The organism is Flavobacterium piscinae, from assembly GCF_004122145.1.
GTDB classification, from domain to species: domain Bacteria; phylum Bacteroidota; class Bacteroidia; order Flavobacteriales; family Flavobacteriaceae; genus Flavobacterium; species Flavobacterium piscinae.
Window position 1 is genome coordinate 93,391 of the sequence record NZ_SBKQ01000002.1, and the last position, 25,330, is coordinate 118,720.

Annotated in this window: 36 protein-coding genes; 1 reads left to right on the forward strand and 35 read right to left on the reverse strand. The window is 36.1% G+C overall.

The window, feature by feature from the left end; translation table 11 throughout:
• Nucleotides 1-143: 143 nt before the first annotated feature.
• The 35 genes from EQG68_RS01895 to rpsL form a co-directional block, all read right to left on the reverse strand.
• The gene (locus EQG68_RS01895) at nt 144-2,768 is read right to left on the reverse strand and encodes a T9SS sorting signal type C domain-containing protein (protein WP_129463095.1); all 2,625 of its coding nucleotides are present in this window, start codon (nt 2,766-2,768) and stop codon (nt 144-146) included.
• A 234-nt stretch (nt 2,769-3,002) separates the two neighbouring features.
• A complete protein-coding gene (eno, locus tag EQG68_RS01900; RefSeq protein ID WP_129463096.1) occupies nt 3,003-4,295 on the reverse strand; it encodes a phosphopyruvate hydratase in 1,293 nt (430 codons plus the stop codon).
• A 162-nt stretch (nt 4,296-4,457) separates the two neighbouring features.
• Complete coding sequence (gene carA, locus EQG68_RS01905) at nt 4,458-5,576, reverse strand: glutamine-hydrolyzing carbamoyl-phosphate synthase small subunit (protein WP_129463097.1); 1,119 nt, start codon at nt 5,574-5,576, stop codon at nt 4,458-4,460.
• 482 nt (nt 5,577-6,058) lie between these two features.
• Nucleotides 6,059-6,565 carry a 50S ribosomal protein L17 gene (gene rplQ / locus EQG68_RS01910; protein ID WP_129463098.1) on the reverse strand — a complete coding sequence of 169 codons (507 nt, stop codon included), beginning with the start codon at nt 6,563-6,565 and terminating at the stop codon, nt 6,059-6,061.
• A gap of 63 nt (nt 6,566-6,628) precedes the next feature.
• Nucleotides 6,629-7,621, reverse strand: a complete 993-nt coding sequence (locus EQG68_RS01915) for a DNA-directed RNA polymerase subunit alpha (protein ID WP_129463099.1) — start codon at nt 7,619-7,621, stop codon at nt 6,629-6,631.
• 21 nt (nt 7,622-7,642) lie between these two features.
• Complete coding sequence (gene rpsD / locus EQG68_RS01920) at nt 7,643-8,248, reverse strand: 30S ribosomal protein S4 (protein WP_129463100.1); 606 nt, start codon at nt 8,246-8,248, stop codon at nt 7,643-7,645.
• A gap of 117 nt (nt 8,249-8,365) precedes the next feature.
• Nucleotides 8,366-8,749, reverse strand: a complete 384-nt coding sequence (rpsK, locus tag EQG68_RS01925; RefSeq protein WP_129463101.1) for a 30S ribosomal protein S11 — start codon at nt 8,747-8,749, stop codon at nt 8,366-8,368.
• A gap of 8 nt (nt 8,750-8,757) precedes the next feature.
• Entirely contained in the window at nt 8,758-9,132 is a 375-nt protein-coding gene (rpsM, locus tag EQG68_RS01930; RefSeq protein WP_129463102.1) for a 30S ribosomal protein S13, read from the reverse strand.
• Between the two features lie 2 nt (nt 9,133-9,134).
• Nucleotides 9,135-9,251, reverse strand: a complete 117-nt coding sequence (ykgO, locus tag EQG68_RS01935) for a type B 50S ribosomal protein L36 (RefSeq protein ID WP_084139925.1) — start codon at nt 9,249-9,251, stop codon at nt 9,135-9,137.
• 12 nt (nt 9,252-9,263) lie between these two features.
• Nucleotides 9,264-9,479 (reverse strand): translation initiation factor IF-1, encoded by a 216-nt coding sequence (gene infA / locus EQG68_RS01940; protein ID WP_112086714.1) that lies wholly within the window; start codon nt 9,477-9,479, stop codon nt 9,264-9,266.
• 5 nt (nt 9,480-9,484) lie between these two features.
• Entirely contained in the window at nt 9,485-10,831 is a 1,347-nt protein-coding gene (gene secY, locus EQG68_RS01945; protein ID WP_129463103.1) for a preprotein translocase subunit SecY, read from the reverse strand.
• A gap of 12 nt (nt 10,832-10,843) precedes the next feature.
• Nucleotides 10,844-11,296, reverse strand: coding sequence for a 50S ribosomal protein L15 (gene rplO, locus EQG68_RS01950; protein WP_129463104.1), 453 nt, complete (start codon nt 11,294-11,296; stop codon nt 10,844-10,846).
• 11 nt (nt 11,297-11,307) lie between these two features.
• A complete protein-coding gene (gene rpmD, locus EQG68_RS01955; RefSeq protein ID WP_129463105.1) occupies nt 11,308-11,490 on the reverse strand; it encodes a 50S ribosomal protein L30 in 183 nt (60 codons plus the stop codon).
• Between the two features lie 14 nt (nt 11,491-11,504).
• Nucleotides 11,505-12,029 (reverse strand): 30S ribosomal protein S5, encoded by a 525-nt coding sequence (rpsE, locus tag EQG68_RS01960; protein WP_129463106.1) that lies wholly within the window; start codon nt 12,027-12,029, stop codon nt 11,505-11,507.
• A 6-nt stretch (nt 12,030-12,035) separates the two neighbouring features.
• Nucleotides 12,036-12,389 carry a 50S ribosomal protein L18 gene (gene rplR / locus EQG68_RS01965; protein WP_129463107.1) on the reverse strand — a complete coding sequence of 118 codons (354 nt, stop codon included), beginning with the start codon at nt 12,387-12,389 and terminating at the stop codon, nt 12,036-12,038.
• A 12-nt stretch (nt 12,390-12,401) separates the two neighbouring features.
• Nucleotides 12,402-12,944 carry a 50S ribosomal protein L6 gene (rplF, locus tag EQG68_RS01970; protein ID WP_129463108.1) on the reverse strand — a complete coding sequence of 181 codons (543 nt, stop codon included), beginning with the start codon at nt 12,942-12,944 and terminating at the stop codon, nt 12,402-12,404.
• Between the two features lie 16 nt (nt 12,945-12,960).
• On the reverse strand, nt 12,961-13,359 hold the full coding sequence (gene rpsH / locus EQG68_RS01975) for a 30S ribosomal protein S8 (RefSeq protein ID WP_129463109.1): 399 nt from the start codon (nt 13,357-13,359) through the stop codon (nt 12,961-12,963).
• A 140-nt stretch (nt 13,360-13,499) separates the two neighbouring features.
• Nucleotides 13,500-13,769 (reverse strand): 30S ribosomal protein S14, encoded by a 270-nt coding sequence (rpsN, locus tag EQG68_RS01980; protein ID WP_129463110.1) that lies wholly within the window; start codon nt 13,767-13,769, stop codon nt 13,500-13,502.
• 3 nt (nt 13,770-13,772) lie between these two features.
• Entirely contained in the window at nt 13,773-14,324 is a 552-nt protein-coding gene (gene rplE, locus EQG68_RS01985) for a 50S ribosomal protein L5 (protein WP_129463111.1), read from the reverse strand.
• A gap of 2 nt (nt 14,325-14,326) precedes the next feature.
• Nucleotides 14,327-14,641, reverse strand: coding sequence for a 50S ribosomal protein L24 (gene rplX / locus EQG68_RS01990; RefSeq protein ID WP_129463112.1), 315 nt, complete (start codon nt 14,639-14,641; stop codon nt 14,327-14,329).
• Between the two features lie 11 nt (nt 14,642-14,652).
• Nucleotides 14,653-15,021 (reverse strand): 50S ribosomal protein L14, encoded by a 369-nt coding sequence (rplN, locus tag EQG68_RS01995; protein ID WP_007803649.1) that lies wholly within the window; start codon nt 15,019-15,021, stop codon nt 14,653-14,655.
• Nucleotides 15,022-15,023: 2 nt separating this feature from the next.
• On the reverse strand, nt 15,024-15,284 hold the full coding sequence (gene rpsQ / locus EQG68_RS02000; RefSeq protein WP_129463113.1) for a 30S ribosomal protein S17: 261 nt from the start codon (nt 15,282-15,284) through the stop codon (nt 15,024-15,026).
• 17 nt (nt 15,285-15,301) lie between these two features.
• Entirely contained in the window at nt 15,302-15,493 is a 192-nt protein-coding gene (rpmC, locus tag EQG68_RS02005) for a 50S ribosomal protein L29 (protein WP_129463114.1), read from the reverse strand.
• Between the two features lie 13 nt (nt 15,494-15,506).
• Entirely contained in the window at nt 15,507-15,926 is a 420-nt protein-coding gene (rplP, locus tag EQG68_RS02010) for a 50S ribosomal protein L16 (protein ID WP_112086726.1), read from the reverse strand.
• 19 nt (nt 15,927-15,945) lie between these two features.
• Nucleotides 15,946-16,692, reverse strand: a complete 747-nt coding sequence (rpsC, locus tag EQG68_RS02015; RefSeq protein WP_129463115.1) for a 30S ribosomal protein S3 — start codon at nt 16,690-16,692, stop codon at nt 15,946-15,948.
• A gap of 8 nt (nt 16,693-16,700) precedes the next feature.
• Nucleotides 16,701-17,111, reverse strand: a complete 411-nt coding sequence (rplV, locus tag EQG68_RS02020; protein ID WP_129463116.1) for a 50S ribosomal protein L22 — start codon at nt 17,109-17,111, stop codon at nt 16,701-16,703.
• 6 nt (nt 17,112-17,117) lie between these two features.
• A complete protein-coding gene (gene rpsS / locus EQG68_RS02025) occupies nt 17,118-17,396 on the reverse strand; it encodes a 30S ribosomal protein S19 (RefSeq protein WP_129463117.1) in 279 nt (92 codons plus the stop codon).
• A 10-nt stretch (nt 17,397-17,406) separates the two neighbouring features.
• Nucleotides 17,407-18,231, reverse strand: a complete 825-nt coding sequence (gene rplB, locus EQG68_RS02030) for a 50S ribosomal protein L2 (protein ID WP_129463118.1) — start codon at nt 18,229-18,231, stop codon at nt 17,407-17,409.
• A gap of 6 nt (nt 18,232-18,237) precedes the next feature.
• Nucleotides 18,238-18,528, reverse strand: coding sequence for a 50S ribosomal protein L23 (gene rplW, locus EQG68_RS02035; protein WP_129463119.1), 291 nt, complete (start codon nt 18,526-18,528; stop codon nt 18,238-18,240).
• Nucleotides 18,529-18,534: 6 nt separating this feature from the next.
• Nucleotides 18,535-19,164 carry a 50S ribosomal protein L4 gene (gene rplD / locus EQG68_RS02040; protein ID WP_129463120.1) on the reverse strand — a complete coding sequence of 210 codons (630 nt, stop codon included), beginning with the start codon at nt 19,162-19,164 and terminating at the stop codon, nt 18,535-18,537.
• Entirely contained in the window at nt 19,164-19,781 is a 618-nt protein-coding gene (gene rplC, locus EQG68_RS02045) for a 50S ribosomal protein L3 (protein ID WP_129463121.1), read from the reverse strand. The genes rplD and rplC overlap by 1 nt, the downstream gene beginning before the upstream one ends.
• A 108-nt stretch (nt 19,782-19,889) precedes the next feature.
• Nucleotides 19,890-20,195, reverse strand: coding sequence for a 30S ribosomal protein S10 (rpsJ, locus tag EQG68_RS02050; protein ID WP_026710316.1), 306 nt, complete (start codon nt 20,193-20,195; stop codon nt 19,890-19,892).
• An 11-nt stretch (nt 20,196-20,206) separates the two neighbouring features.
• Nucleotides 20,207-22,363: an elongation factor G gene (fusA, locus tag EQG68_RS02055; protein ID WP_129463122.1), complete on the reverse strand. Its 2,157-nt coding sequence runs from the start codon at nt 22,361-22,363 to the stop codon at nt 20,207-20,209.
• Nucleotides 22,364-22,374: 11 nt separating this feature from the next.
• Nucleotides 22,375-22,851 carry a 30S ribosomal protein S7 gene (gene rpsG, locus EQG68_RS02060; protein ID WP_129463123.1) on the reverse strand — a complete coding sequence of 159 codons (477 nt, stop codon included), beginning with the start codon at nt 22,849-22,851 and terminating at the stop codon, nt 22,375-22,377.
• 23 nt (nt 22,852-22,874) lie between these two features.
• Nucleotides 22,875-23,279 (reverse strand): 30S ribosomal protein S12, encoded by a 405-nt coding sequence (rpsL, locus tag EQG68_RS02065; RefSeq protein ID WP_129463124.1) that lies wholly within the window; start codon nt 23,277-23,279, stop codon nt 22,875-22,877.
• A gap of 486 nt (nt 23,280-23,765) precedes the next feature.
• Here rpsL and EQG68_RS02070 point away from each other — a divergent pair, with 486 nt between their 5' ends.
• Nucleotides 23,766-25,277 (forward strand): BamA/TamA family outer membrane protein, encoded by a 1,512-nt coding sequence (locus tag EQG68_RS02070; protein ID WP_246011608.1) that lies wholly within the window; start codon nt 23,766-23,768, stop codon nt 25,275-25,277.
• Nucleotides 25,278-25,330 lie beyond the last annotated feature (53 nt).

A 25,330-nucleotide genomic window follows, 5' to 3' on the forward strand; every position in this document is an offset into this window, starting at 1 on the left:
GTGCAAATATAACGTTAAAATGTTACACTTTATCGATTTACTAAAATTTCTGATTATGAAATGGTTAAATGTTTGAAAAGAATTTTACAAAGTAAAAAAACCTCCTACAAATGAGGAGGTTTTTTTTACGTTAATTTCTATTTTTAATATATTAATTTTTTAGACACGACCGTTCCATTTTGAGTAATCATTTGTACTAAAAGTACTTGTGATTGAATCGATCCTAATGGAATGGTTAAGTAAGTTGAAGCATTGTTTTGGGAAGTAGCAATTATTCTTCCACTTAAATCAAAAATGGTCACGGAAGAAATTTCTTCATGAATAGCACGAACGGACACCCCATTATTTTCTTTTAAAACAATGAAATGATTCGCATTGACAGTTGGTTCATTCACAGACAACACGTCTTGGTAAACAAGTTCAAAGCGTTGTGAAAAAACACCCGATTCGCTAACGAATTCATACGGTGATTCCGTGATATTATGCCAAATCCCCAGGTCAATATCTTTGATAAAAATTTCAGAATTATCAGCAAAGACACCGTCTTTTTCATTTAAAACAATAGAAAAAGTTCCGGCATTGGTGGTTTTAAATCCTAACGGAACCACATCTGTATTTTCGAAAGGCAATGCTCTGGCTTGAATGGTAAAAGGTTCTTGTTCCAAAAGGGTGTAGAACGCATTTTCATTGTCGTTGATGTAACGTCCGTCTAAAGCCGCATCAAAAGCATTGGTGGCTTCCGAACGATAATTCACTAATAGTTGGCTATAGAAGCCGTTCTCTCCGGTAGCTGTCAGGCGAATGCGGTTGTTTTCTATTTCGGATGAACTTCTAAAAAATTGGTTATTGTTGTCACCAATTCGCATGGTATTATCAAAATTAATAGTAGTAGAAGTTGATTTTACGATGAATCCTTGCCCTACTTGTATCACACCATTGGGAACTAAGCCAAGTGGATCGCCCGAATTAGAACCTGTCCCAACACCTCCGGCTAAAGTGTAAGTGGCATAGGAGGAAGCTGCAGCATTGTTTGTTTTTCTCCAAAAATACAACGCTTCTGAAATTCCATTGGCAGTGATAAAATCATCTGCATCAATGGTTGAAGGATACGGGTTCCCTACCGCATTATAGGTATCATTAGTAACCGAAACACTAACATCACCATTATTAGGCACACCGTTAAATGAACCATTCCAAACAGTAGCTGTAGCACTTGGGTGATCATCCGGCATTCGAATTAGATAGCCTACCCCTTCAGCAAAATTATTTGTAGAAGGAACAATCGTACTATAATTATCTGTTGAAGAATCATAGGTATAAAATCGATTCACTAACGTATTGGGTGAAAAAGCTAATAAATTTTGACCCGCAACCGGTGACGACCATAGGGTGTAATCCAAACGGAATAAACTGGCACTGTTTCGCAAAACTGCTACATCACCTACATTATCATTAGTGGTTCCGTTTTGAATAAGGTTGGCATTATTTTGGATTGTTACCGTTCCACCGTTATTAATTAAATCATCTCCTACTGTTATATTCATGGAAGATGGAACAGTTAATGCAGTTCCGGAACTAAGAATTAAATCTCCGGAAAGTGATTTAGTAGAATCTAAAGAATAACTCCCTGAATTAATCGTAACAGAAGAAGGACCGTTTGAACTAGGCCATTCCATAGCAGTGGTTTGACTTCCGGTTAACCCATAAATAAGTGTTCCGGTAGCACCATAAGCAATGGTTCCGGCTCCTGAAATGGTTCCGCTGTATGTAAATGTACCGTTAATAGTAAGTGTGGCTCCGGTATCGACAGTCAAACTAGCCCCAGCCGGTAAAGTCAAATTATTTAAGGTTTGATTAGTTGAAACGCGTAAAGTAGCCCCTGAACTCACTGTTACATTATTGGTTGATGGCAATGTTGCACCACCGGTTCTGTTTAAACGCAATGTTCCGGCATTCACAGAAGTTAATCCGGTAAAAGTATTTTGTCCGGTTAGAATCACTGTTCCCACTCCATTTTTGTTCACGGTATTTTCTGTCGCACCGTTATTACTCATCACGCCGGTTACAGTAAAGGTTTCGCCTGTATTAGAAGTTAAATTGATGGGTAAGTTGGATACTGCTAGATTAGTAAATCGTCCATCCATGTTTGCTCCACTATTTCTAACTTGAATTTGTCTGATTGAACCACCACCTCCAGCAAATAGTTCAATATTGTTTCTTGTACCACCGATAACAAGATTAAATTCCTTATCCGAAATAACTTCGATTTCGTATGTCACACCTGCTTTGAATGTGTTGAAATCCGGCATGTTAGCATATTCTAGCCCACTGCTTTTTAAATATCTTGCATTCCCATCACCACCACGAAATTCAACTTTTGTTAAGGCATTGTTGTTGTATCTAGAGTCTAAATCTGCTCCCCCATCAAATAAATTAGTTGTACTTCGTAAAGAAAAACCAATTATTCCATCAGTTACAATACCGGTTCTGCCACTTGCTGTTGCACCGTCTATTCGCATGACAATTTTCTGTCCAGGATTTAGAGTAACTTGTGTACCTCCTATCGTACCATCTACGGTTATAAACCTTCCATTCAAATCACCTTGATTGGTAGCTCCAAATGAAAATAAACCAACTCCTCCGGTATATCCGAAACAACCTGAAGAATTTCTCCATACATTTGACCAGTTACCACAACCGTTGGTGTAAGTCTGTGCAGAAATAGCTAGGCTGCTAATTGCAAAAAATAATAGTAATAATTTTTTCATAAGTAAGTAGTTTTATATTTGGGAATTTTATAGGTTAAATTTAGGTAAATTTACTATTTTTTTTTTAAAAAATAATTATTATTCAATCTACATCGATTTCGTGTTGATAAATTACTCTGAAAAAATTGATTAAAATCTAATTTTCTTTACTAAAAATATAAAACCGAGTGGTTTTTGGGCATAAAAAAACCCTTTCGGTTTTACGTGAAAGGGTTATATTGAAATAAAATTCAATTATTTTTGTTTAAATGCTTTTTTACCCGGAAAGTAAGCCACATTTCCTAATTCTTCCTCAATGCGAAGTAATTGATTGTATTTTGCCATACGATCTGAACGTGAAGCCGAACCGGTTTTAATTTGACCACAGTTTAAAGCTACGGCTAAATCGGCAATGGTGTTGTCCTCTGTTTCTCCTGAACGATGTGACATGACAGAGGTATAACCAGCGTTATGGGCCATGTTTACTGCAGCAATAGTTTCAGTTAACGTACCTATTTGGTTTACTTTTACCAAGATGGAATTGGCTATTCCTTTTTGAATTCCGGTAGATAAACGTTGCACATTGGTTACAAATAAATCATCTCCAACCAATTGAACTTTATCACCGATTAGGTCGGTTAGGTATTTCCAACCGTCCCAATCGTTTTCGTCCATTCCGTCTTCGATGGAAATAATCGGGTATTTTGAAGCTAATTCTGCTAAATATTCGGCTTGTTCGGTAGAAGTTCTGATTTTACCGGTTTCGCCTTCAAATTTTTTGTAATCGTAATTTCCGTTTACATAAAATTCGGCAGCGGCACAATCTAAGGCAATCATTACATCGTCTCCAAATTTATATCCTGCGTTTTCAACTGCAAATTTGATTGAATCCAGTGCATCTTCGGTTCCTCCGGCTAAGTTAGGGGCAAATCCACCTTCATCACCTACAGCAGTAGACAAATGACGGTCGTGTAATACTTTTTTCAAGTTGTGAAAAATCTCTGTTCCCATTTGCATGGCATGTGTAAAACTGGTAGCTTTTATAGGCATAATCATGAATTCCTGGAATGCAATCGGAGCATCGGAATGTGAACCCCCATTGATAATATTCATCATCGGCACAGGTAATGTATTGGCAGAAACTCCTCCTACGTAACGGTATAAAGGCATTCCTAATTCGTTAGCAGCTGCTTTAGCTACGGCCAATGAAACACCCAGAATTGCATTAGCACCTAAATTTGATTTATTTGGTGTCCCATCCAATTCAATCATGGTTTTGTCAATTTGATTTTGTTCAAAAACCGACATACCCACAATTTCCTCTGCGATGATTGTATTTACATTATCTACTGCCTTTAAAACACCTTTCCCCATGTAGGCTTTTCCGCCATCACGTAATTCCACGGCTTCATGTTCACCTGTGGAAGCTCCTGATGGAACGGCTGCTCTTCCTAAAATTCCGTTTTCTGTAATGACATCTACTTCTACGGTTGGATTTCCTCTAGAATCAAGGATTTGTCTTGCATGTACTTTGATAATAATACTCATGATACTGTTTATTTATTATTTTTTAGTTACTTTTTTTGAATGATACACAAATTTAAGGATTCTAAATTTGGAATTTTATATAATTTAAGAAAGTTATAAACGCAAACGTTTTAGTGTAAAAAAAGGCCTGACAATTTATAAAACTGTCAGGCTCTAGTAAATTTATGCTTCTTGTAATGTAGCTTTTTTTATGTTGGAAATAAAATCATCAAACAAATAGGATGAATCGTGTGGGCCGGGGCTAGCTTCGGGATGGTATTGCACTGAGAAGCAATTTTTGGATTTCATTCGCATTCCGGCAACGGTTCCGTCGTTAAGATGTTCGTGGGTGATTTCTAGATCCGGATGTATTTCAAGTTCTTCGCGAACCACAGCAAATCCGTGGTTTTGAGAAGTAATTTCACCTTTTCCTGTGATGAGATTTTTTACGGGATGATTGATTCCCCGATGCCCGTTGAACATTTTATAGGTTGAAATGCCGTTGGCCAAACCAATGATTTGATGTCCAAGACAGATTCCGAATAGCGGCTTATTGTCAGCAATGATTTGTTTCGCTACTTCGATTACGTCGGTTAGTGGTTCCGGATCACCTGGACCGTTGGACAAAAAGTATCCATCAGGATTGAAACTTAGCAATTCGGCATACGAAGCGTTGTATGGAAATACTTTGATGTAACAATCTCTCTTGGCTAAGTTGCGAAGGATGTTAGTTTTAATCCCTAAATCCAATGCTGAAATTTTGTAGGTTGCTTTTTCGTCTCCGAAGAAATAAGGTTCTTTCGTTGAAACGGTGGAGGCTAACTCCAATCCTTTCATATCGGGAACATTAGCTAATTGTATTTTTAAATCATCGATTGAAGTTCCATCGGTACAAATTACAGCATTTTGTGCACCGTGGTCACGGATATAGCTGACTAAAGCACGTGTATCAACATCCGAAATGGCAATGAGTTTTTGCTTTTCGAAATAGTCGTAAAGACTTCCGGCTGCATCTGGTCTTGAATAATTAAAGCTGAAATTTTTGCAAACTAATCCGGCAATTTTGATGGAATTGGATTCTACTTCTTGGTCGTTTACGCCATAATTGCCAATATGAGCATTGGTGGCGACCATAATTTGACCAAAATAAGAAGGATCAGTAAAAATTTCTTGGTAACCGGTCATTCCCGTATTGAAGCAGACTTCACCGAAGGTTTTGCCGCTGATTCCGATTGATTTTCCGTGAAAAATGGTGCCATCTGCAAGTAAAAGGATGGCAGGTTGTCGTGTGTTGTAGTTCATGGTTGTGTGTTGTTTTGCAAATTTAGTTTAATTTCTTAATTTGGGAAAGTTTTTTTTCTGAGGTGCTATGGAACTGAGGTCCTGAGGCACTAAGGTTTTTTCTGGCTGATATTTTTTAACTATATAAGGCATGTAAGTTTTTAATTTTTGAACCAATAAGAAATTAAGGTAATTTAAAGTTGAAGTTCATTTGAGTTTTTAACCTCCCTCCGACCCCCTCCAAAGGAGGGGGAGACGAGATGGATAATGGGTGGTCTATAATTTTTATTGCTCACTTTTTATGGTTTACTTTTAAGCCCCGATTGCAGCGGTATCCTTTTTGTGTAGCTTGCGAAACAAAAGATATAGCGGAAAACGGGAACATGGTTTCCTGAAAAAGCCCAAGCCATTCGCTTCTGAAACTGAAATAAATTCAGCTTGAATCAAAAAAAAAGGACAAACTCGAAAGTTTATCCTTTTTGATTATTTGATAATGAATTTCATTATTCAGTCGCTTCGGTTGTTGGAGTTGAATCAGCAGCCGGTGCTTCCGGTTCTTTTGCTTCCGGAGTAGTAGTTTCAGCTTTTTTAGCTTTACCACCACGACGGCTTTTTGCTTTTTTCTCTTCTTTTTTACCTCCGTTGTATAGTTCGTTGAAATCTACTAATTCGATCATCGCCATGTCAGCGTTATCTCCCAAACGATTTCCTAACTTGATGATACGTGTGTAACCGCCCGGACGGTCGCCTACTTTTGCAGCCACTTCTCTAAAAAGCTCAGTCACAGCATATTTATTTCTCAAGTAAGCAAAAACAATACGTCTGTTGTGCGTAGTATCTTCTTTCGATTTGGTAATCAATGGTTCAACAAATTGTTTCAATGCTTTTGCTTTGGCAACTGTTGTATTGATTCTTTTGTGTTCAATTAATGAACAAGCCATGTTCGCTAACATTGATCTTCTGTGACCTTGTTGTCTGCTTAAATGGTTTACTTTTTTTCCGTGTCTCATGACGTGTTTTTTTTAACCTTCATCTTGCTTCAATCCGCTTTGGAGAGCAAAATATGAAGTAATTTATTCTTTATCTAGTTTATATTTTGACAAATCCATTCCGAAATGTAAGTTTTTGATTGCTACAAGCTCATCCAGCTCGGTCAATGATTTCTTACCGAAATTGCGGAATTTCATCAAGTCATTTTTATTGAATGATACTAAATCACCTAATGTATCAACTTCAGCCGCTTTCAAACAATTCAATGCTCTTACAGAAAGATCCATATCAACAAGCTTTGTTTTAAGCAATTGTCTCATGTGTAATGACTCTTCGTCATAGGATTCTGTTTGTGCAATTTCGTCTGCTTCTAAAGTGATTCTCTCATCTGAGAACAACATGAAATGGTGAATTAAAACTTTGGCAGCTTCTGTTAAAGCGTCTTTTGGATTAATTGAACCATCAGTTTTGATTTCGAAAACTAATTTTTCATAATCTGTTTTTTGCTCAACACGGAAGTTTTCGATTGCATATTTTACATTTTTGATTGGTGTAAAAATAGAATCGGTGAAAATGGTTCCGATGGCTGCGTTTTGTTTTTTGTTTTCTTCTGCAGGAACATATCCTCTCCCTTTTTCGATGGTTAACTCCATATTGATGTTAACTTTAGAATCAAGATTACAGATAATCAATTCAGGATTTAAAACTTGGAAACCTGAAATGAATTTTTGAAAATCACCAGCTGTAATTTGTTCTTTACCAGAGATAGAGATGGTCACGGTTTCGTTGTCAACTTCTTCAATTTGACGTTTGAAACGAACTTGTTTTAAGTTCAAAATGATTTCGGTAACATCTTCTACTACTCCGGAGATGGTAGAAAACTCGTGATCTACACCTTCGATACGTACAGATGTAATTGCATATCCTTCAAGAGCGGAAAGCAAAACTCTTCTAAGTGCATTACCAACAGTCAATCCGTAACCAGGTTCTAAAGGTCTGAATTCAAACTTACCTTCAAAATCGGTTGAATCGATCATGATAACTTTATCGGGCTTCTGAAAATTAAATATTGCCATAATTACGACTACTGTCAATTATTATTTGTTGTATAACTCAACGATTAGTTGTTCTTTGATGTTTTCTGGGATTTGTAAACGTTGTGGTACGGTTACAAAAGTACCTTCTTTGGTATCATTGTTCCAAGTGATCCACTCATATACTTTGCTAGCACTTGCTAACGAATTGTTGATAGCTTCAACAGATTTAGATTTTTCACGAACAGCTACTTTATCGCCTGGTTTTAGGTGGTAAGAAGGAACATTCACGATTTCACCATTTACAGTGATGTGTCTGTGTCCAACGATTTGACGAGCTGCTCTTCTTGAAGGAGCAATACCCATTCTGTAAACCACGTTGTCTAAACGAGCTTCGCAAAGTTGTAAAAGGATTTCACCGGTTACACCTTTTGATGCTGCTGCTTTTTCAAATAAATTTCTGAATTGTTTTTCAAGAATTCCGTAAGTGTACTTTGCTTTTTGCTTTTCCATCAACTGAACTGCATATTCAGATTTTTTTCCTCTTCTTTTGGCTAAACCATGTTGCCCTGGAGGGTAATTTCTTTTTTCGAAGGCTTTGTCTTCTCCGAAGATAGCTTCGCCAAATTTACGAGCTATTTTAGTTTTTGGACCAGTATATCTTGCCATTTTAAATTGTTTTAAGGTAGTGATTATGAATTCAGGTCAAATCCTTCGATAATCAGTCTCTACCTTGGGTTATACTTAAATAAAAATTATAAAGAACTGAAATAAATCAGTTAATCATTAAACTCTTCTTCTTTTTGGAGGTCTACATCCGTTGTGTGGCATTGGAGTAACGTCGATAATTTCTGTTACTTCGATTCCACCGTTATGGATTGAACGGATAGCAGACTCACGTCCGTTACCTGGTCCTTTCACATACACTTTTACTTTCTTTAATCCAGCCTCAAGTGCTACTTTTGAACAATCTTCTGCAGCCATTTGTGCAGCATATGGTGTGTTCTTTTTAGATCCTCTAAAACCCATTTTACCGGCAGAAGACCAAGAAATTACTTCCCCTTTTTTATTCGTAAGGGAAATAATAATATTGTTAAAAGTTGCATTAATATGAGCTTCACCCGTTGATTCAACGATAACTTTACGTTTTTTTGTTGTTGTCTTAGCCATATTACTTATTATTTAGTTGCTTTTTTCTTGTTAGCAACAGTTTTTCTTTTACCTTTTCTTGTTCTTGAATTGTTTTTAGTTCTTTGTCCTCTTAACGGAAGACCAGCTCTATGACGGATTCCTCTGTAACATCCAATGTCCATAAGACGTTTGATGTGTAGGGAAACTTCTGAACGCAATTCTCCTTCAATTTTGTAATAGGATACGGCGTCACGGATTCCTCCAATTTCGTCGTCATTCCAATCTTGAACTTTCTTGTCTTGACTAACTTGAGCTTTTTCTAAAATCTCAATAGCTCTGCTTTTACCGATACCGAAGATATAGGTTAAAGCAATAACTCCTCTTTTGTTTTTAGGTATATCTACCCCTGCGATTCTTGCCATAATTATCCTTGTCTTTGTTTAAATCTAGGATTCTTTTTGTTAATAACGTACAATCTGCCTTTTCTGCGAACGATTACGCATTCGGCACTTCTTTTCTTTACTGATGCTCTTACTTTCATTGTGAAATAGCTTTAATATCTATAAGTAATTCTTGCTTTTGTCAGGTCGTAAGGGCTCATTTCCAATTTAACTTTATCACCAGGTAATAATTTAATATAATGCATACGCATTTTACCGGAAATATGAGCAATCACAACGTGACCATTTTCTAATTCTACGCGGAACATTGCATTTGATAATGCTTCGATGATTGATCCGTCTTGTTCTATTGCTGATTGTTTTGCCATAAAAATTAAGCTACCGCTTTTCTATTTTTACCACTTTTCATTAAACCATCATAATGTCTATTCAACAAATAAGAATTTATCTGTTGCATAGTATCAATTGCAACTCCCACCATAATTAATAAGGATGTACCTCCGAAAAACATTCCCCAGTTTTGTTGAACTCCCATTAAATTAACAACAACCGCAGGAAATACTGCTATAATTGCTAAGAAAAGAGAACCCGGTAATGTAATTAAAGACATCACTTTATCTAAAAAGTCAGAAGTTTCTAATCCTGGTCTGATACCCGGAATAAATCCACCACTTCTTTTTAAATCATCTGCCATTTTATTGGTTGGTACTGTAATTGCGGTGTAAAAATACGTGAAAACGATAATTAACAAAGCAAAAACTACATTGTACCAAAACCCAAACATATCACTAAAAGCTCCTGTAACGGATTGAGCCATTTCAGTGGATGAAAGACCAGCTACTGCAGCAGGAATAAACATAATTGCCTGTGCAAAAATAATAGGCATTACTCCTGAAGCATTGAGTTTCAAAGGAATAAATTGTCTATTACCACCGATCATATCTTGTTCAAAATCACCACCGGCTGTTCTTCTGGCATATTGAACCGGTATTTTTCTAACCGCCATCACTAAAAGAATACTAGCTATGATAATTAATAACCAAAGAATAATTTCAAACACTAATTTTACCAAACCTCCTTGATCTTGTGTTACTGTGGAAACAAATTCTTGCAAAAAAGCTTCCGGTAAACGGGCTATGATACCTACCATAATTAATAAGGAGATACCGTTACCAATTCCTTTATCAGTAATTTTTTCACCTAACCACATCGCAAAAATAGTTCCTGTTACAAGAATAACTACAGCTGAAAAGAGGAATGAGAATGAATTAAATCCTAATAAAAATGCTTCGGATGGTAAGGTTCTGTACAAATTATAAATGTATCCAGGTCCTTGTACTAAAGTGATAGCAATCGTTAACCAACGTGTAATCTGATTGATTTTTTTTCTACCACTCTCACCGTCCTTTTGCAGTTTTTGTAAATAAGGAACTGCGATTCCCATTAATTGCACCACAATGGATGCAGAAATGTAGGGCATAATTCCCAAGGCAAAAACAGATGCTTGTGAAAATGCTCCTCCGGTAAACATATTTAGAATCGAACCGATCCCTTGGTCTGTTTGCGATGCTAAACCTTCTAACTTAGTGGCATCGATTCCCGGTAAAGTAACCTGTGCTCCAAAACGATATACTAAGAGTAAACCTAAAGTAACCATAATTCGGTTCTTCAGTTCTTCTATTTTCCATACGTTTGCGAGTGCTTCAAAAAATTTCTTCATACAGTCAGTAAATTATAAAGTTACGGCTTCACCACCGGCAGCTTCAATTGCTGCTTTTGCAGTAGCAGTAAATTTGTGAGCGGTTACTTTTAATTTCGCTTTTAATTCACCTCGACCTAATACTTTTACCAATTCGTTTTTAGTAGCTAAACGATTGTCAATGATAGTAGCAAAATCTACTGTATCAGTAACTGTTCCGTTATCCACTAAAGCTTGTAGTGTATCAAGGTTGATTCCTTGATAATCTACTCTATTGATATTTTTAAATCCAAACTTAGGTACTCGTCTTTGAAGTGGCATTTGCCCTCCTTCAAAACCAATCTTTTTAGAATAACCAGAACGAGATTTTGCTCCTTTGTGACCACGTGACGCAGTTCCACCTTTACCGGATCCTTCTCCTCTACCTAATCGTTTATTTTGGTTGTGTGTTGAACCTTCAGCTGGTTGTAAGTTACTTAAATTCATTTTGAATAGTGTTATTTAGCTTCTTCTACAGAAACTAAGTGTTTAACTTTATTTACCATACCAAGGATAGCAGATGAATTTTCATGCTCTACTACTTGTCCTAATCTTTTAAGACCCAAAGAAATCAATGTTCTCTTTTGAGTTTGAGGACAGTTGATTTGACTTTTTACTTGTTTTACTAAAATCTTTGACATAATTTCCTTGTATATTAACCTTTAAATACTTTCTCTAAAGAAATTCCTCTTTGCTTAGCTACTGTATAAGCACTTCTCATTTGAAGTAAAGCATCAAAAGTTGCTTTTACTACGTTGTGAGGATTTGAAGACCCTTGAGATTTTGATAATACATCGTGGATTCCAACTGACTCAAGTACCGCACGCACAGCACCACCGGCAATAACCCCGGTACCGTGAGATGCTGGCATCAAGAAAACTCTCGCTCCACCAAATTTTCCTTTTTGTTCGTGAGGAACAGATTGACCACTTAAAGGAATTTTTACTAAATTTTTCTTTGCATCTTCTACAGCCTTAGCAATTGCTTCTGATACATCTTTCGATTTTCCTAGTCCGTGACCAACAACTCCGTTTTCATCACCTACCACAACAATAGCAGAAAAACCAAATGCTCTACCACCTTTTGTTACTTTGGTAACACGATTTACACTTACCAAACGATCTTTTAATTCAAGACCACTAGGTTTTACTAACTCTACATTTTTGTATTGACTATACATAATTTCTTAGAATTTAAGTCCGGCAGCTCTCGCTCCTTCTGCTAATGATTTAATACGACCGTGGTATAAGTAGCCTCCTCTATCGAAAGTTACAGTTTCTATACCTGCTTTCAATGCTTTTTCAGCAACTAATTTTCCTACTGCGTTAGCTACTTCAACGTTTGTCCCTTTAGCATCTACTCCTTTATCTCTAGAGGAAGCGGCTAATAGCGTTACACCGTTTACGTCGTCTACTAATTGTGCGTAGATTTCTTTGTTACTTCTGAATACAGAAAGTCTTGGTTTAGTAGCAGTTCCGCTTACAATCTTTCTAATTCTGAACTTAATTCTCTGTCTTCTATCAGATTTTGTTAATGACATAATCTTACTTTTTTAAGCTGATTTACCTGCTTTTCTTCTTAATACTTCACCTACGAATTTAACTCCTTTTCCTTTGTAAGGTTCTGGACGACGGAAACCTCTAATTTTAGCGGCAACCTGACCTAAAAGTTGTTTATCGTGAGAGGTTAGTTTAACGATTGGGTTTTTACCTTTTTCTGAAATAGTTTCCAATTTAACTTCTGGAGCAATTTCTAAAATGATATTGTGAGAAAATCCTAAAGCAAGATCTAATTTTTGACCTTGATTAGAAGCTCTGTACCCTACCCCTACTAACTCTAATTCTTTTGTAAAACCGGTAGACACCCCATTAATCATGTTGCTGATTAAAGCTCTGTACAAACCATGTTTAGCTCTATGATCTTTGTGGTCTGATGTTCTTTCCACCAGTACTTGACCATCTTCAACTTTAACACTTACATCCGAAAACTCTTGTGTTAGTTGACCTAATTTCCCTTTTACTGTAATTACACCATCGTTAACTTCTAATGTTACGCCTGATGGAATTTCAACTGGATTTTTACCTATTCTTGACATCGTTCAGTCTTATTTATTAGTATACGTAACAAATTACCTCTCCACCAACATTTAATTGTTTCGCTTGCTTTCCGGTCATAAGACCCTTAGATGTTGAAACAATTGCAATTCCTAATCCGTTAAGGATTCTTGGTAGGCTAGAAGAACCTGCATATTTACGTAAACCTGGTTTACTAATTCTTTGGATATCTCTAATTACGGGCTCTTTCGTTACTTTATCGTACTTAAGAGCGATTTTGATTGTACCTTGCACAGTACTATCATCAAACTTGTAGCTTAGGATATAACCTTGATCGAATAAAATCTTTGTGATTTCTTTTTTAAGGTTAGAAGCAGGAATTTCCACCACTTTGTGATTGGCTTTCACTGCATTTCTAACTCTTGTTAGATAATCTGCAATAGGATCTGTATACATATTTATAAAATTTTGGCAACGGTTTTCAGAGGAACTATTCCGCTGAACCTGAAACCATTAAACACATTTTTTAAAGTAGATAATTGTACGTTACCGGCAAAAATCCGGCAAATGTACAATTATCTGCTGAAATAAACTAACTACCAGCTAGCTTTCTTTACTCCTGGAATTAATCCTTGGTTAGCCATTTCACGAAAAGTTACACGTGAAATACCGAATTGTCTCATATACCCTCTTGGTCTTCCAGTTAATTTACAACGATTGTGTAAACGAACCGGAGAAGCATTTCTCGGTAATTTTTGTAAGCCTTCATAATCTCCAGCTTCTAATAAAGCTTTTCTTTTTTCAGCATACTTGTCTACCGCTTTTTGTCTTTTTACCTCGCGGGCTTTCATTGATTCTTTAGCCATATCTTAATTCTTTTTAAAAGGTAATCCTAATTCTGCTAATAATGATTTTGCTTCTTTGTCGGTTTTGGCCGTTGTAACGAAAGTAATATCCATTCCTGAAATTTTGTTTACTTTATCAATATCAATTTCCGGGAAAATGATTTGCTCTAAAACGCCAAGATTGTAATTACCTCTTCCGTCAAAACCAGTTGCTTTAATTCCACCAAAATCTCTTACACGAGGTAAAGAAGATGTAATCAATCTATCTAAAAATTCATACATTCTCTCACCACGCAAAGTAACCTTAGCACCAATTGGCATACCTTTTCTTAATTTAAATGACGCGACGTCCTTTTTTGAAATAGTAGCTAAAGCTTTTTGACCAGTAATTTTTGTCAATTCGTCTACTGCATAATCAACTAATTTCTTGTCTGATACGGCAGCACCAACACCACGGCTTACAACAATTTTTTCAAGTTTTGGAACTTGCATTATATTTTTGTAACCGAACTCTTCTTTCAAAGCAGGAATAACTCTGCTTTTATATTCTTCTTTTAGTCTAGGGATATAAGCCATTACTATAATACTTGATTAGATTTTTTTGAAAATCTTACTTTCTTATCTCCTTCTACTTTAAAACCAACTTTCGTCACTTTCTTTGACTTAGGGTCAATTAAAGATAAGTTTGATATTTGAATAGGAGCTTCTTTCTTTACGATTCCACCTTGAGGGTTTTTTGCACTAGGTTTTGTGTGAACAGAAACCATGTTTGTACCTTCAACAATCGCTTTATTTGCATCTACGAAAACACGTAAAACTTTACCTTCAGCACCTTTATGGTCACCTGCGATAACTCTTACAATATCTCCTGTTTTGATTTTTAACTTTGTCATCATTAATCGAATTAAAGCACTTCTGGTGCTAATGATACAATTTTCATGAATTGTTTTTCACGAAGTTCTCTTGCAACCGGTCCAAAAACACGAGTACCTCTCATTTCACCTGCAGCGTTTAACAATACACATGCGTTATCGTCAAAACGGATGTAAGATCCATCAGCTCTTCTCACTTCTTTTTTAGTACGTACAACAACTGCAGTTGATACAGCACCTTTTTTAACGTTACCGTTTGGTGTTGCGTCTTTTATTGACACTACAATTTTATCTCCAACAGAGGCATAACGACGTTTCGTTCCTCCTAAAACACGGATTGTCAAAACTTCTTTTGCACCTGTGTTATCTGCTACTTTTAATCTAGATTCTTGTTGTACCATAATTACTTCGCTCTTTCAATGATTTCAACTAATCTCCAACATTTAGATTTACTTAAAGGACGCGTTTCGCTAATTCTTACCGTATCTCCAATGTTACAGTCATTTGTTTCGTCGTGTGCAACATATTTCTTAGTTTTTAACACGAACTTACCGTATAATGGGTGTTTTACTTTTCTTGTTTCAGAAACAACGATAGATTTCTCCATTTTGTTGCTCGTAACTACACCAATTCTTTCTTTTCTTAAATTTCTTTTTTCTTCCATCTTTCAGCAGAATACAATTATTGTAACTCTCTTTTACTTAGCTCAGTAACTAATCTCGCAATTGTTCTTCTCATCTTTCTAATTTGAAGCGGATTTTGAATTGGAGAAATAGTATGAGTCGTTTTTAGGTCGGCATACGTTTTTCTTGACTGACTAAGTTGTTCTTGTAACTCAGCTACAGATAGACTTATAATTTCTGATTGTTTCATAATGTATATAAGATTATGCTTCGAAATCTCTAGCAACGACAAACTTAGTTTTCACAGGAAGCTTTTGGGCTGCTAAGCGTAATGCTTCTTTTGCAACGGCCAAAGGGACTCCTCCTACTTCAAACATAATTCTTCCGGGTTTAACAACGGCAGCCCAATATTCAACTGCACCTTTACCTTTACCCATACGTACTTCAAGAGGCTTCTTAGTGATTGGTTTATCCGGGAAAATTTTGATCCATAATTGTCCTTCTCTTTTCATAAAACGAGTAGCTGCAATACGAGCTGCTTCGATTTGACGTGAAGTTAAGAACGAAGAATCCATTGATTTGATTCCGAACATCCCATTTGAAAGTTCGTGACCTCTTTGAGAATCACCTTTCATTCTACCTTTTTGTACCTTACGGTATTTTGTTCTTTTAGGCTGTAACATTTTTCTTTAATTTAAAAAATTACTTTCTTTTACGTGGGTTTGATTTTCCATTTGGTTTTCCTCCTCTTGGAGCATCACCACCTTTATTTCCACCACCAGCTTGTTTTTTATCCATGCCTACTAATGGAGAAAGATCTCTCTTTCCGTAAACTTCACCTTTCATGATCCATACTTTGATACCCATTCTACCGTAAGTAGTGTGAGCTTCAGCCAAAGCATAATCAATGTCGGCTCTGAAAGTTGATAGAGGAATTCTACCTTCTTTGAAACCTTCTGAACGTGCCATTTCAGCACCATTCAAACGACCGGAAATCAAAACTTTAATTCCTTCAGCATTCATACGCATTGCTGCTGCGATAGCCATTTTAATAGCTCTTCTGTATGAAATACGGCTTTCGATTTGACGAGCGATACTTGTTGCAACTAAATAAGCATCTAACTCAGGTCTTTTAATTTCAAAGATGTTAATTTGAACCTCTTTGTCTGTAATTTTCTTAAGTTCTTCTTTCAACTTGTCTACCTCTTGTCCGCCTTTTCCGATAATGATACCAGGTCTAGCAGTAGTGATAGTAACGGTTACAAGTTTTAAAGTTCTCTCGATGATTACTTTCGATACACTAGCTTTTGATAAACGAGCATGGATATACTTTCTGATTTTATAATCTTCGGCTATTTTATCACCGTAATCATTTCCACCATACCAGTTTGAATCCCATCCTCTGATGATCCCAAGTCTGTTTCCTATTGGATTTGTCTTTTGTCCCATCTTATTTATTAATTGCTTTGAGTGTTATTACTAGCTCCAAGCACGATTGTAACGTGATTAGAACGTTTTCTAATTCTGTGTGCACGACCTTGAGGAGCCGGACGAAGTCTTTTTAACATCATTCCACCGTCAACTCTGATCTCTTTTACAAATAAAGCAGCTTCTTCAATACTAGCTTCTGCGTTTTTAGCTTGCCAATTGGCGATAGCTGATAACAACAATTTTTCTAGTTTTCTTGAAGCTTCTTTTTGACTAAATCGTAATACATTTAGTGCTCTTTCCACTTTCTGACCTCTTACCAAGTCTGCAACCAAGCGCATTTTTCTAGGTGAAGTAGGGCAGTTATTCAATTTCGCGAAAGCTATCGACTTATTAGCCTCTTTTCTCGCATCTGCTGTTTCTCTTTTACGAACTCCCATTGCTTCTTATTTTTTACCTTTATTTTTAGCACCGGCATGACCTCTAAATGATCTTGTTGGTGAAAATTCTCCTAACTTATGTCCTACCATGTTTTCAGTTACATAAACTGGAACAAACTGACGACCATTGTGTACTGCGATTGTTTGTCCAACGAAATCCGGAGTAATCATTGAAGCTCTTGACCAAGTTTTGATCACTGCTTTGTTTGATTTCTCGATATTCTCAAGAACTTTTTTATCTAATTTATAATGTACGAATGGTCCTTTTTTTAATGAACGTGCCATGTCTATCTAATTATTTCTTTCTGCGTTCAACAATATACTTATTACTTGGGCTCACTTTAGAACGAGTTCTATAACCTTTTGCAGGTATACCGTTTCTAGAGCGTGGGTGACCTCCGGAAGAACGTCCTTCACCACCACCCATTGGGTGATCAACAGGGTTCATTGCAACCGGTCTTGTTCTAGGTCTTCTGCCTAACCATCTTGATCTACCGGCTTTACCGGAAACAATCAACTGATGATCGGAGTTAGACACTGCACCAATAGTAGCCATACAAGTTAACAAGATTAATCTTGTTTCGCCGGAAGGCATTTTAATAGTGGCATATTTTCCATCTCTTGCCATTAATTGAGCAAAGGTTCCAGCCGAACGAGCAATAATAGCTCCTTGACCAGGACGTAACTCAATACAAGAAATTACTGTTCCAAGTGGAATTTTACTTAATGGTAAAGCATTTCCGATTTCCGGAGCTGCTTCTTCACCTGAAGTTACAGTTTGACCAACATTTAAACCGTTTTGAGCAATTACATAGGTTTTAGCACCATCTGCATAAGCTAACAAAGCGATAAAAGCTGTTCTGTTTGGATCGTACTCAATTGATTTTACAGTAGCTGGAATACCAGCTTTCGTTCTTTTAAAATCAATGATACGATACTTTTGTTTGTGACCACCGCCAGTATAACGCATGGTCATTTTTCCTTGACTATTTCTACCTCCTGAGTTATTTTTCGGTGCCAATAATGACTTTTCCGGCTTATCAGTCGTGATGGCGTCAAAACCATTCACAACTCTAAAACGCTGACCCGGGGTAATAGGTTTTAATTTTCTAACTGACATTACTTATTAGATATTGTTATAAAAATCAATTGTTTCTCCTTCTTGTACTTCAACAATAGCTTTTTTGAAAGCATTTGTTTTTGCACTAATCATTCCACTTTTTGTGTATTTCACAGAACGATCTGGTCTAACATTCATAGTGTTGATAGCAACAATCTTCACACCATATGCAGATTCTACTGCATTTTTGATTTGAATTTTATTTGCTTTCTTGTCCACTACAAAACCATAACGATTGTTTAATTCACTTTGCTTCGTGATTTTTTCAGTTATGATAGGTTTAATTATGATACTCATGGCCTATTATTTACTTAAATTTTCTTCAATTCCTTCTAAAGAACTCTCTAAAAGCACTAAATTATTTGTGTTCAAAATAGCATAAGTGCTTAATTCTGAGATTGTTACAACTTTAGAGGCCTTTAAATTGCGTGACGACAAATATACATTTTTATTTGTATCGCCCAACACAAACAGAGATTTTTTATTTTCTAATCCTAAGGCTTTCAGAACTGTAATAAAATTCTTAGTGCTTGGTGTGTCAAAATTAAAATCTTCTATTACTATTAATTCAGAATCTTTTACTTTTTGAGAGAAGGCCGATTTACGAGCTAATCTTTTTAAAGCTTTATTCAATTTGAATGAATAGCTTCTTGGTCTTGGTCCGAAAACTGTACCTCCACCTTTGAACAATGGATTCTTAATACTACCGGCACGTGCGGTACCAGTTCCTTTTTGTTTCTTAATTTTACGAGTACTTCCAGTAACTTCTGCTCTTTCTTTTGCTTTGTGAGTACCTTGTCTTTGGTTGGCAAGATATTGTTTAACATCAAGATAGATGGCATGTTTGTTAGGCTCGATAGCGAAAACAGCGTCAGAAAGTTGAACTTTTCTGCCTGTATCTTTTCCGTTGATATCTAAAACTTTTACTTCCATTACTTCTGAATGATTACATAAGAGTTTTTATGTCCAGGAACGCATCCTTTCACTAATAACAAATTTTTATCTGCTACTACTTTTAAAACTCTAAGGTTTTGAATTGTTACATTTTCTCCTCCAGTTCTTCCTGCCATTCGCATTCCTTTGAATACTCTAGATGGGTAAGAAGAAGCTCCAACAGAACCCGGTGCTCTCAAACGGTTGTGTTGTCCGTGAGTAGCTTGTCCAACTCCACCGAAACCGTGACGTTTAACAACCCCTTGGAAACCTTTCCCTTTTGATACTCCTTGAACATCAACAAATTCTCCTTCGTTGAATTGCTCTACTGTGACTAAATCACCTAATTTATACTCTGTTTCAAAATCTTGGAATTCAACGACTTTTTTCTTAGCAGAAGTTCCCGCTTTTTTAAAGTGACCGATGGCCGCTTTAGTGGCGTGTTTTTCTGTTTTGTCATCGAAACCAAGCTGAAACGCTTCATACCCGTCAACCGCTTTGGTTCTGACTTGGGTAACGACACATGGACCTGCTTCAATTACGGTGCAAGGAATATTTTTCCCATTCTCGTCGAAAATGCTAGTCATGCCGATTTTTTTTCCAATTAACCCAGACATATTAAACTATTTATAAATGATTAAAAATTTTTTATTTTGTATTAAGACAAGAGTATTAAGTATTAAGAGGATGTCTTAACACTTAATACTTTCATCTTTGTACATTTATCACACTTTGATTTCAACTTCTACTCCACTTGGTAACTCTAATTTCATCAGAGCATCAATAGTTTTAGAAGAAGAAGAATAGATATCTAACAATCTTTTGTATGAACTCACTTCAAACTGCTCTCTTGCTTTTTTGTTAACGTGTGGAGAACGTAATACAGTGAATATTTTTTTGTGCGTTGGTAATGGAATAGGTCCAGTTACAACAGCTCCCGTACTTTTAACGGTTTTTACGATTTTTTCTGCTGATTTATCCACCAACATGTGATCGTAAGATTTTAATTTTATTCTGATTTTTTGACTCATTTTCGTTAGAATTAAGCGTTACCTTTTGCTTTTTTGATCACTTCTTCAGAGATGTTTGAAGGAGTTTGTTCGTAATGTGAAAATTCCATTGTTGAAGTTGCTCTACCTGAAGACAAAGTTCTCAAAGTAGTAACATAACCAAACATTTCAGATAGGGGCACAAACGCTTTAATCGTTTTAGCACCGGCTCTATCACCCATGTCGTTTACTTGACCTCTACGACGGTTCAAATCCCCAACGATATCTCCCATGTTTTCTTCAGGAGTAATTACTTCGATTTTCATGATTGGCTCAAGAATTACAGCTCCGGCAGCTTTTGCAACCTCCTTGTAACCCATTTTAGCAGCCAATTCAAACGAAAGTGCATCTGAATCCACAGGGTGGAACGATCCGTCTAGCAAAGTTACTTTCAAACTATCAACAGCGTATCCCGCTAAAGGTCCTTGTTTCATAGCCTCTCTGAAACCTTTCTCTACCGAAGGAATGTATTCTTTAGGAACGTTACCTCCTTTTACTTCATTTACAAATTGAAGACCTACGAATGGTTTTCCATCAACCTCATCGGCCGGTTCTAAACGGAATACAATATCACCGAATTTACCACGACCACCCGATTGTTTTTTGTAAGTTTCTCTGTGTTGAGCAGCCTTTGTGAAAGCTTCTTTATATTCTACTTGAGGCTCTCCTTGATTAACCTCTACTTTGAATTCTCTTTTCATACGATCTACAAGAATGTCTAAGTGTAACTCACCCATTCCTGAAATGATAGTTTGTCCGGAAGCTTCATCAGTTCTAACGGTAAATGTTGGATCTTCTTCAGCCAATTTAGCCAAAGCCATACCCATTTTATCCACGTCAGCTTTAGTTTTAGGCTCAATTGCGATACCGATTACAGGGTCAGGGAATTTCATACTTTCTAATACAATTGGATGTTTTTCATCACACATTGTATCTCCAGTTTTTATATCTTTAAATCCAACTGCTGCTCCAATATCTCCAGCCTCAATAAATTCGATTGGATTTTGCTTGTTCGCGTGCATTTGGTAGATACGAGAAATTCTTTCTTTATTACCTGAACGTGTATTCAAAATATAGGAACCTGCATCTAAACGACCAGAATAAGCACGGAAGAAAGCTAAGCGACCAACATAAGGATCTGTAGCAATCTTGAATGCTAACGCAGCAAACGGCTCTTTTGGATCTGGACGACGTAAAATTTTTCTTTGATCTTCTTCTAATAATTCGCTATCATCAGGATGAGTCCCAACAATACCTTCTTTATCTAAAGGTGAAGGCAAATATTTACAAACAGCATCCAACATGAACTGAACTCCTTTGTTTTTGAAAGAAGATCCGCAAATCATAGGAATGATTGCCATGTCAATAGTAGCTGCACGTAATGCATTGTTAATTTCATCTTCTGTAATAGAATTTTCATCCTCCATATACTTATCTAATAAGTTCTCGTCATAAGTTGCGATTTCTTCGATAAGTTTTGAACGAAATTCTTTCACTTCAGCAACCATGTCTGCCGGGATATCAACAATATCAAAAGTAGCTCCTTGTGTTTCATCATGCCAAACAATTGCTTGATTTTTCACTAAATCTACTACTCCTTTGAAATCTTGCTCCTCGCCAATTGGCAAAGTAATTGCTACAGCATTAGATTTTAACATATCCTTCACTTGCTGACAAACAGAAAGGAAGTTAGACCCTTGACGATCCATTTTGTTAACAAACCCCATTCTAGGAACACGATATTGATCAGCAAGTCTCCAGTTCGTTTCAGATTGTGGCTCAACACCATCCACTGCACTAAACAAGAAAACTAATCCGTCAAGTACACGTAACGAACGATTTACCTCAACGGTAAAATCCACGTGTCCGGGAGTATCAATAATGTTAAAGTGATACGGTTTTGATTCCGCAGTTGGTTTTCCTTGATTGGTTGGAAAATTCCACTCACAAGTAGTAGCAGCAGACGTAATGGTAATACCTCTTTCTTGCTCTTGTGCCATCCAGTCCATAGTTGCAGCACCGTCATGCACCTCACCAATCTTATGTGACTTTCCTGTATAAAATAGAATACGCTCCGTTGTGGTAGTTTTACCCGCATCAATGTGTGCAGCGATTCCGATATTTCTTGTGTATTTTAAATCTCTAGCCATTTCTTTATGAATTAAAATCTAAAGTGAGAGAACGCTTTGTTAGCTTCAGCCATTTTGTGCGTATCCATTCTTTTCTTAACTGCTGCTCCTTCTTCTTTAGCTGCTGCTAAAATTTCTGAAGCTAATTTAGCTGCCATTGATTTTTCGTTTCTTCTTCTTGCATAAAGAATCATCCATTTGATAGCATAGGAAATTTTTCTATCCGGACGAATTTGCATTGGAATTTGGAATGTAGCTCCACCCACTCTGCGTGAACGAACCTCTACGTGAGGCATTACATTTGTTAATGCGTCTTTCCATACTTCTAAAGCAGATTTTTCAGCATCTTGCTTTTTTGTTTCTACTATTTCTAAAGCATCATAGAATACTTTGAAAGCGGTAGATTTTTTACCATCCCACATTAAGTTGTTTACAAAACGTGTTACCAATTGATCATTAAATTTTGGATCCGGTAAAAGAGGTCTCTTTTTAGCCTGTCTTTTTCTCATGTCTTTTCTTTAAAAGTTTCTAATTACTTTTTCTTTGCGGGTGCTGCTGGTTGACCTGGTTTTGGACGTTTTGCACCATATTTTGAACGACGTTGCGTACGACCTGCTACTCCAGCAGTATCTAACGCACCACGTACGATATGGTATCTAACACCTGGTAAATCTTTTACCCTTCCACCTCTAACTAATACTATCGAGTGCTCTTGTAGATTGTGTCCTTCTCCCGGAATGTATGCATTTACCTCGTTTCCGTTTGTTAAACGAACCCTTGCCACCTTTCTCATTGCTGAGTTTGGTTTTTTAGGAGTCGTTGTGTAAACACGAGTACACACACCTCTACGTTGAGGACAAGAATCTAAAGCAGCCGATTTACTCTTCTTAGTTATTTGGGCTCTCCCTGTTCTTACTAATTGTTGAATTGTTGGCATAATTAATACTAAAAATTTCTATGTTTTTAAAATTACCCTATTTTAAGGGGTTGCAAATGTAGTAATATTTTTTGGTAAAACAAATCATAATTTATTTATTTTGTTTGAGTTGGGTTTTTTTTGAGTGACTGTGGTGTTGAGTGGCTGAATAGCTTAGTTTTTTGGATGGAAATTGGATGATTGGTGATGGAAGTTTTGAAATTGATTTACAATTGACTTTTGAAATTGATATTTACCAAAGCACTGCCCTTTTTGTTTTGGAAAGCAGGAAAAAGCCTCTTATACCATTTCTAATTTTTTTACGTTACTTTTATCGAAATTAAATTGGCATTGAAAAGGTTTTTGTTTATTCACTTGTTTTTTTTGTTTTTCTGTTTCGGAAAGGCTCAAAATATCTATTTAAATATCAAAGGCTCAACAAATGAAGAAACAAAAAAAATAGACTCGATTGGATATGGTAAACGATTTGTAAATGCAAAGGGCTTGATGGATGAAACTAGACTATTTAGCAAAAAACTTTTTGAATCGGGTTTTTTAGAAAGTGAAAATAAAAGTAATAAAAAAGTAAATGATTCTACTTTTTTGTTTGAATTTCGGTTAGGTAAAAGAACTTCACATATACATATATATATAGGTGAAGAAATAATGGTCTTTTTGAATGATGATTTTAAGGTGGATAATGAATTAATAAAGCTTCCTATTGAAAATGTGGAATTTTTTATGTCAGGGATTTTGAAACGATTGGAAGCAACTGGTTTTTCGTTGGCTCAATTGAAATTAGAAAATTTTAGATCACAAGAAAGTCTGCTTTTTGCCGATTTGATGATTAAATCAAACAAACAACGATCTTTAAATGATATTGTGATAGATGGCTTTGAGAAATTTCCTGAAAGTCATCGAAATAACTTAAAAAAAATGTATGCCAAACAGACATTTAACCAATCGAATTTAGAAAAGTTATATAAAACGGTGGAAGGATTTCGGTTTGTGAGGCAAACGAAGTATCCTGAAATTTTGTTTACACAAGATTCTACCAAAGTATATGTTTACTTAGAAAAAGCAAAGGCCAACCGATTTGATGGTTTTGTAGGCTTTAACAACGACGAAGGTGGAAAAATAAATTTTAATGGTTATGTTGATTTACTTTTGCATAATCTCTTAAATTCCGGAGAACAGTTTTCTATATTTTGGAAAAGCGATGGCAATGAACAAACTACTTTTAATGCGGGTTTGCAAATACCCTATCTGTTTAAAAGTTCGTTGGGATTAAAAACAGAATTACAGATTTTTAAACAGGATAGTACTTTTCAAAACACCCGCACTTCGATTGATTTGGGATATCTTTTCACCTACAACACAAGGGCATATTTAGGCTATCAATCCACCGAGTCAAGTGATATTCAAAACACCAATTCGAGTTTTATTAGTGATTTTAAAAATTCTTTTGTAACCGGACAATTTGAATATACTGATTTTAAAACCGATGATTTTTTGTTTCCGGAAAAAACAGCATTACACCTAAAAGTTGGCTTTGGTAGTCGGGATTCAAAAACTGATTCACAGAGTCAACTATTTGGACAATTAGAACTTAGACACAATGTTTATTTGAATGCAAGAAATATTGTGCATCTCAAATCGCAAAGTTATTACCTCAAAAGTGATGCTTATATTGTAAATGAATTACATCGTTTTGGTGGAATAAATTCTATTCGTGGTTTTAATGAAAATAGTTTACAAGGAAATATATTTTCTTCCATTTTAACGGAATACCGTTATGTTCTTACATCCGGAATATATATCCATTCCATCATTGATTACGGATATTACCAAGACAAAACAACCAATTTTAGTGATTCTATATTGGGGTTGGGTTTTGGTTTTGGACTACTAACCAAAAACGGACTTTTTAATTTGGTTTATGCTAATGGAAGTGTGGGAAATCAAGAAATTAAACTTTCCAATTCGATTGTGCATATTAGTTTTAAGACTAATTTCTAACTAATAAACATCACACACTCTAAACAATTAATTCATTATCAATACATTGAATA